The following is a 7,975-nucleotide window of genomic DNA, read 5'->3' on the forward strand; positions in this document are numbered from 1 at the left end:
ATAGGGGCTTACTTTTCATTCATAACAGAAAGAGTAGCTATATTTATTCCTTTCAAACAATTTTCACTAATGGCCGACTTTAGTCGGACACTAGTGATTCAAAATTAAATAAATGAAGGGGTAAAGTACTGAAGGGCTGAAGGATTGATGGGTTTGGGTGATTCAGTAATTCTTTAATTCAATAATTCAACCATGTACATCATTCTAGTTTACGATATCGGAGAAAAGCGAGTTGGCAAGATGCTGAAACTTTGCAGAAAATACTTGAACTGGATTCAGAATTCAGTATTTGAAGGAGAAATTACAGAGGTGAAATACAAAGAGTTAATTATCAACGCAAAAAAAATCATGAAAATCGAAGAAGATAGCTTAATTGTATTTAAAAGTAGGGAAGAAAAGTGGCTGGATAAGGAAGTTATTGGTCAGGAAAAAAATGATTTGGATACTTTTCTTTAGTTGTCGAAGGTAGCAAAAAAGAAAAAAGGTCAAATCCTCATGACCTAATATACTGATAAAGTACTGACGAACAACATATTAAAAAATTGTCGAAGCTAGGGATAAAATAGAGCATTTAAGATCGACGCATTTTCACCAATAAATTAATCATCTAAAACAGCCAGATTGATTCAAAAAGGCCTATTTTAGTATTCCGTTTCGACGACCCTCAATCGCACCATACAGGAATTGAAATAAAAGCATTGGTTACTGATTGCTGTTTACCTTATTCCCTCAATCGCACCATACAGGAATTGAAATAGTTCTTTCCACACCTCTTTCACTTTGGCCCTCCCGCCCTCAATCGCACCATACAGGAATTGAAATCAGTTCTATTTGCAGATACAAGGCTTGAAATACCACCCCTCAATCGCACCATACAGGAATTGAAATTTGCCTATTCTACAGGCACCAAAGCGGCTTATAGCGCCCTCAATCGCACCATACAGGAATTGAAATTAAGTCAATCCAATCAGAAATAGCGTGTATCTGTCGCCCTCAATCGCACCATACAGGAATTGAAATATGCCACCGGCACTTGTATATAAGGCAATATGGCATCCCTCAATCGCACCATACAGGAATTGAAATCAGCGAGTGAGGATACTATCTCTGATTTGAATGCGCCCCTCAATCGCACCATACAGGAATTGAAATTCTGCTGATTGGCAGGCCTTCCGGGTAATCTTCCAACCCTCAATCGCACCATACAGGAATTGAAATGTGTAATACTTGAACTTAGCAGTAGACTCATCATACCCTCAATCGCACCATACAGGAATTGAAATTTGAATACATGGTTAACAGAGTAAACCCTCTCACGCCCTCAATCGCACCATACAGGAATTGAAATCTAAAAACGAAAAAGAGCATAGGTTTTACTCTCTTTCCCTCAATCGCACCATACAGGAATTGAAATTTAACTACTCCACAGGTCGAGGCGATGAAGCAAAACCCTCAATCGCACCATACAGGAATTGAAATAACGCTGAAACAGTAGCGATTGAAGCTAAGAATGCACCCTCAATCGCACCATACAGGAATTGAAATCCTCATCCATGCCTTACGGTGATCGTGGTCAGTGGCCCTCAATCGCACCATACAGGAATTGAAATTATCCTTCAGATTTGGGATACTGATGGATATCTTTTCCCTCAATCGCACCATACAGGAATTGAAATCCCTTGAAGAATGACTCAAAGCGATCTACCTCCAAGCCCTCAATCGCACCATACAGGAATTGAAATAAAATAGGTTTGAATCTCACGATCGATGAAGCAAACCCTCAATCGCACCATACAGGAATTGAAATGTTGGTAGTAGGTGATAGACGATATGCAGCCATCTACCCTCAATCGCACCATACAGGAATTGAAATCTGTCAAGATGCCTGACTAACCAGACGATGTTAGCAACCCTCAATCGCACCATACAGGAATTGAAATTTGAAAATCATGGGGGATTTCAAAGCAGGAACGCAACCCTCAATCGCACCATACAGGAATTGAAATATAAAAACAGCCGCTAACATCGCATTCCCACAAGGCCCTCAATCGCACCATACAGGAATTGAAATCTCGCTGTGATCAAGTCTTGACTTGCGGTAAGCTGGCCCTCAATCGCACCATACAGGAATTGAAATCTGGTAATAGTGGATCATCATTTCTAAACAAGGCATCCCTCAATCGCACCATACAGGAATTGAAATCTTGTTAAGCTATACGGCTTCAAAAATGAAAATTCACCCTCAATCGCACCATACAGGAATTGAAATTTCCAAAGATTGATTAAGCATTGTAAATCATTTGTTCCCTCAATCGCACCATACAGGAATTGAAATTTTGAGATGGCGTTATTAGCAGATTCATTAATCGAACCCTCAATCGCACCATACAGGAATTGAAATGGAAAAGAAGCTTATATCACGATCGCTAATCAAAAACCCTCAATCGCACCATACAGGAATTGAAATACGGAGTAGTTAAGATCTTCCCGACCATGGTCAAAACCCTCAATCGCACCATACAGGAATTGAAATAGATTAATCCTGCTTTAAGTGCAAAATATTACCTAGCCCTCAATCGCACCATACAGGAATTGAAATGAGATGCCCGTGATCTTTTTGGCTACGGAGAAGAAACCCTCAATCGCACCATACAGGAATTGAAATAGAGCATTGTCGGTTAATAAAATTGCATCTGACGAACCCTCAATCGCACCATACAGGAATTGAAATAGATTAATCCTGCTTTAAGTGCAAAATATTACCTAGCCCTCAATCGCACCATACAGGAATTGAAATATGGCTTACGAGAAAATGTTCCATCACTGTAGGAGTCCCTCAATCGCACCATACAGGAATTGAAATATACTTACCACACAGAGGAAGGAGAAGTGCTAGAAGCCCTCAATCGCACCATACAGGAATTGAAATATACATCCCAAAGGTCATTTCCTAAGATAGGCTTGACCCTCAATCGCACCATACAGGAATTGAAATAGTACCATATTGAATACCCTTTGGAGTACTTCGAATCCCTCAATCGCACCATACAGGAATTGAAATTTGACTGACTGGAAGACAATGTTTTTAAAACCAAACCCTCAATCGCACCATACAGGAATTGAAATGGAGTTAGAGGAGTCTATTTCTTTAACGAATAGACTCCCTCAATCGCACCATACAGGAATTGAAATATGTTAAATGCTGTTTCAAAAAAACCTCCTTGAGACCCTCAATCGCACCATACAGGAATTGAAATATATCCTTTTTCGCTTTTCTACGTGCTGCCTTTTTCCCTCAATCGCACCATACAGGAATTGAAATTCGCAATAGTCGCAATTATAGCGGTTATTCTAGGAACCCTCAATCGCACCATACAGGAATTGAAATAAATATTCTTCACTCTCAAATAACCCTGAATGAAAACCCTCAATCGCACCATACAGGAATTGAAATATTAATTGAGGAAGAAAAGATTAAAAGGTTAACCACCCTCAATCGCACCATACAGGAATTGAAATATAGGAATCGAGGTTATACCAGTACAATTAATAAACCCTCAATCGCACCATACAGGAATTGAAATTTAACAGAACCGTTCTTTTTAGACCTTACAGCCATTCCCTCAATCGCACCATACAGGAATTGAAATTTTGCAGGAGTGATCAATCCAAGGTTATTATCCGGCCCTCAATCGCACCATACAGGAATTGAAATTCGCCTACCGGATAGCGATGCACCAAATCCCCCCAACCCTCAATCGCACCATACAGGAATTGAAATCACTTTCGGAGGCGCTTCCATTTGGATTGGATGTGTCCCTCAATCGCACCATACAGGAATTGAAATAAAATTATAAGGGAAGCCATGCCATTGAATCCCCCACCCTCAATCGCACCATACAGGAATTGAAATTGGAAATAGATTGTGCTACTAGTTAGCTCCAATCTGCCCTCAATCGCACCATACAGGAATTGAAATATCGGTGAAGCAATTGGAAGCGGCGGGGATATTATACCCTCAATCGCACCATACAGGAATTGAAATATGGCATAGCAACGATAATGGCTATGAGCTTGCCAACCCTCAATCGCACCATACAGGAATTGAAATCTACCCAACTCGATAGCGTTATTTGCATCTGTCGAACCCTCAATCGCACCATACAGGAATTGAAATTTAAACCTAGTCGTTGATTGAACCATTATTTGTGCTCCCTCAATCGCACCATACAGGAATTGAAATTGGATAGAAGGATTACCAAAAGTATGTAGAGGCCGACCCTCAATCGCACCATACAGGAATTGAAATGAGTTTGATGTTACCGAGTGGCATTCTTAGGGTTGACCCTCAATCGCACCATACAGGAATTGAAATAAAAGTAATAAATTACGATAAAAGTAAAAACCCTCAATCGCACCATACAGGAATTGAAATGTGCTTCCATCACCCCAGTCAATGTTGCTAGTTGTGCCCTCAATCGCACCATACAGGAATTGAAATTTTAATTTAGCTCGTAGGCGATCATATTCGGCTGTCCCTCAATCGCACCATACAGGAATTGAAATATATCATCCTCATGCGCAAACCAAAATCGGTCGAGCCCTCAATCGCACCATACAGGAATTGAAATACTGCTACCTCGAGGACATGATGATGGACCATGCAACCCTCAATCGCACCATACAGGAATTGAAATATCAGATCAATGCCGCTGACTTCACCCCGACGCCTGCCCTCAATCGCACCATACAGGAATTGAAATGAAGTTGTCAGTTCGGGCATAGGTAACCAATCGGGACCCTCAATCGCACCATACAGGAATTGAAATATCAAGTACATTTGTTGGTCAAATGCACAAAAAACACCCTCAATCGCACCATACAGGAATTGAAATATTATATCGCTATTCCTATCGCCATATTCCAGTCTACCCTCAATCGCACCATACAGGAATTGAAATATTTGATAGAACGCAAAAAGCCGCTTTAGATTTAGCCCCTCAATCGCACCATACAGGAATTGAAATTTAACTATATCCGAGGTCTCAACTGTAACGTTAACCCCTCAATCGCACCATACAGGAATTGAAATATATCGCCTACCTCGTTTACAGGTAACCCGCCTAACCCTCAATCGCACCATACAGGAATTGAAATACGGTTCAAACCTGAAAGACCTTTCCAAATCCAAGACCCTCAATCGCACCATACAGGAATTGAAATATGATCCAAATAAGGCTCCCCAACTCGAATTCGCACCCCTCAATCGCACCATACAGGAATTGAAATATCGGTGAGGCTATCGGGAGCGGTGGCGATATTATACCCTCAATCGCACCATACAGGAATTGAAATTTGGATTTCAATCATTGATACCTCGGTTTCACTCGTCCCTCAATCGCACCATACAGGAATTGAAATTTTTTTCTACTGAGACGGATCCACCATCATTGAACTCCCTCAATCGCACCATACAGGAATTGAAATATGTAGGAATTAATGAAATAGCCCCACCTACTGCAACCCTCAATCGCACCATACAGGAATTGAAATACGGTTCAAATTTGAAAGACCTATCTAAATCTAAGCCCTCAATCGCACCATACAGGAATTGAAATATAATTGAGCTGTGACTTTTTGCAAAATTTCTTCATCCCTCAATCGCACCATACAGGAATTGAAATTTAGATCCACCCCTTATGAGTTGAGGCCTATCAAACCCTCAATCGCACCATACAGGAATTGAAATTGGTTATTTGATATTCATGCGAAAGCCTTTCCATACCCTCAATCGCACCATACAGGAATTGAAATAAGGAAATTGTGTTTCAAATGGGATATTAACAAACACCCTCAATCGCACCATACAGGAATTGAAATCTTATCAACCAATCCAAACAACTACGAAATGAGAGGCCCTCAATCGCACCATACAGGAATTGAAATATGATTCGTGCAATTGCTCCTTTTTGATGCGGCCTACCCTCAATCGCACCATACAGGAATTGAAATCTAATTCTATGTCTTCCAAATTTGCGAAGTAATGCGCCCTCAATCGCACCATACAGGAATTGAAATAGCATGTACACTTTCTTACGATCACCAGTGGCAATCCCCTCAATCGCACCATACAGGAATTGAAATAAAGATGCCAATATAATGCAATACCCATTCCAAAAGCCCTCAATCGCACCATACAGGAATTGAAATTTTCTTGTCCTGTTCTGTTTTGTGATTGATAAAATTCCCTCAATCGCACCATACAGGAATTGAAATATGATTACCCGAAGGTAGAGCAGCACAGTACCATCCCCTCAATCGCACCATACAGGAATTGAAATAACCATACCACTGCATTTCTGAACTGGGCAAATGTTCCCTCAATCGCACCATACAGGAATTGAAATTGCTCTTTGACGGGATGCAGACCGACAGCTTGGGCACCCTCAATCGCACCATACAGGAATTGAAATAGTTTAGAACCTAACATATTCCTTAATTCTAATCTCCCCTCAATCGCACCATACAGGAATTGAAATAACTTATAGTAATCCTGCCAGTCCTCTAGCTTGGCACCCTCAATCGCACCATACAGGAATTGAAATTTTTCTTAGTCGAGATGCTCAACTGGTTTCCTGAGGCCCTCAATCGCACCATACAGGAATTGAAATTTATTCTCAGGATTAGTGATCCTTAGGCCTGCTAGGCCCTCAATCGCACCATACAGGAATTGAAATCGCTTTCTTTCGATGGTAAAATTCAAAAAATGGTAACCCTCAATCGCACCATACAGGAATTGAAATAGTTTAGAACCTAACATATTCCTTAATTCTAATCTCCCCTCAATCGCACCATACAGGAATTGAAATAGACTGACATGATCAAGGAACGGATCAGTTCCACCACCCTCAATCGCACCATACAGGAATTGAAATTTTCCTCAGCCATCAGATTAAGCGCATAATTGGAAGCCCTCAATCGCACCATACAGGAATTGAAATAAGTTTAACATCCCAGGATATCCTGTTAAAACTGCCCCCTCAATCGCACCATACAGGAATTGAAATATAAGACGTGACGAGCTTCACCTAAACTACTCTCAACCCTCAATCGCACCATACAGGAATTGAAATTAGGCAAGAAGCCACCGAAGGGATTTGTGCATCCTTCCCTCAATCGCACCATACAGGAATTGAAATATTTACAAAGCGTACAAAGTTTGTACGCTAAAACGTCCCTCAATCGCACCATACAGGAATTGAAATAGTGCATCCCAATCATCAGCGGTCTTGCCTGTATCACCCTCAATCGCACCATACAGGAATTGAAATCTTGTTTGACGGAGGAAGTGAAGAACTTTCTGATTCCCTCAATCGCACCATACAGGAATTGAAATATGGAAAGGTTAATTACGCATGGTTCTAAGCTTGCACCCTCAATCGCACCATACAGGAATTGAAATCGGTTATTGAACACTGAAAAAGCGTTGACGGCATTCCCTCAATCGCACCATACAGGAATTGAAATTAAGCAAAAGCATCTGCTCTCCTAACTACATTCAGACCCTCAATCGCACCATACAGGAATTAGGACCGAACGTTAAAAAAACCTTCTGTGAAGGTTTTTAGTGAGGGGCCAGACTGTAGGGCAGGATTATCCCAATGCGGAAACTTAACTTCTCCTCTTAACCGCATCATACAAGAATTAAAAAATTCTTCGTACCCCCCTCTTCTCAAAATCTGCAATTTCGGGAAACAGATAAACGGAGATTTGCAATCTCCTAAGGAAAACCGTCTTGTTAAGCCAAAAATTCTTAAACTTTAAAAAGGTTAGCCTAGAGGATTACAAATCCTCATGTATCTACGGACTTAGATTACAAATCTGGGTCAGCACTTATACAAAAACACCATCTTAGCATCCAATGCGACCCAATTCCGGATCGGTTGGTAAGTCCGGTAATTACTCTTTGCTACAA

1 protein-coding gene and 1 CRISPR repeat array are annotated in these 7,975 nt (G+C 40.8%); the gene reads left to right on the forward strand.

Translation table 11 applies throughout. The features are described 5' to 3' along the window. Positions 1-192: 192 nt before the first annotated feature. Positions 193-456 carry a CRISPR-associated endonuclease Cas2 gene (gene cas2, locus IE080_RS19145; protein WP_189586736.1) on the forward strand — a complete coding sequence of 88 codons (264 nt, stop codon included), beginning with the start codon at positions 193-195 and terminating at the stop codon, positions 454-456. Positions 457-661: 205 nt separating this feature from the next. Next, positions 662-7,593: direct repeats of the CRISPR family, unit length 30 nt; unit sequence CCCTCAATCGCACCATACAGGAATTGAAAT. Positions 7,594-7,975 lie beyond the last annotated feature (382 nt).

Source organism: Mongoliitalea lutea (assembly GCF_014652135.1).
Classification (GTDB): Bacteria; Bacteroidota; Bacteroidia; order Cytophagales; family Cyclobacteriaceae; genus Mongoliitalea; species Mongoliitalea lutea.

Excerpts from the sequence above, each read along its gene's own strand:
- cas2 (WP_189586736.1), top strand. The coding sequence starts at position 193 with ATGTACATCATTCTAGTTTACGATATCGGAGAAAAGCGAGTTGGCAAG.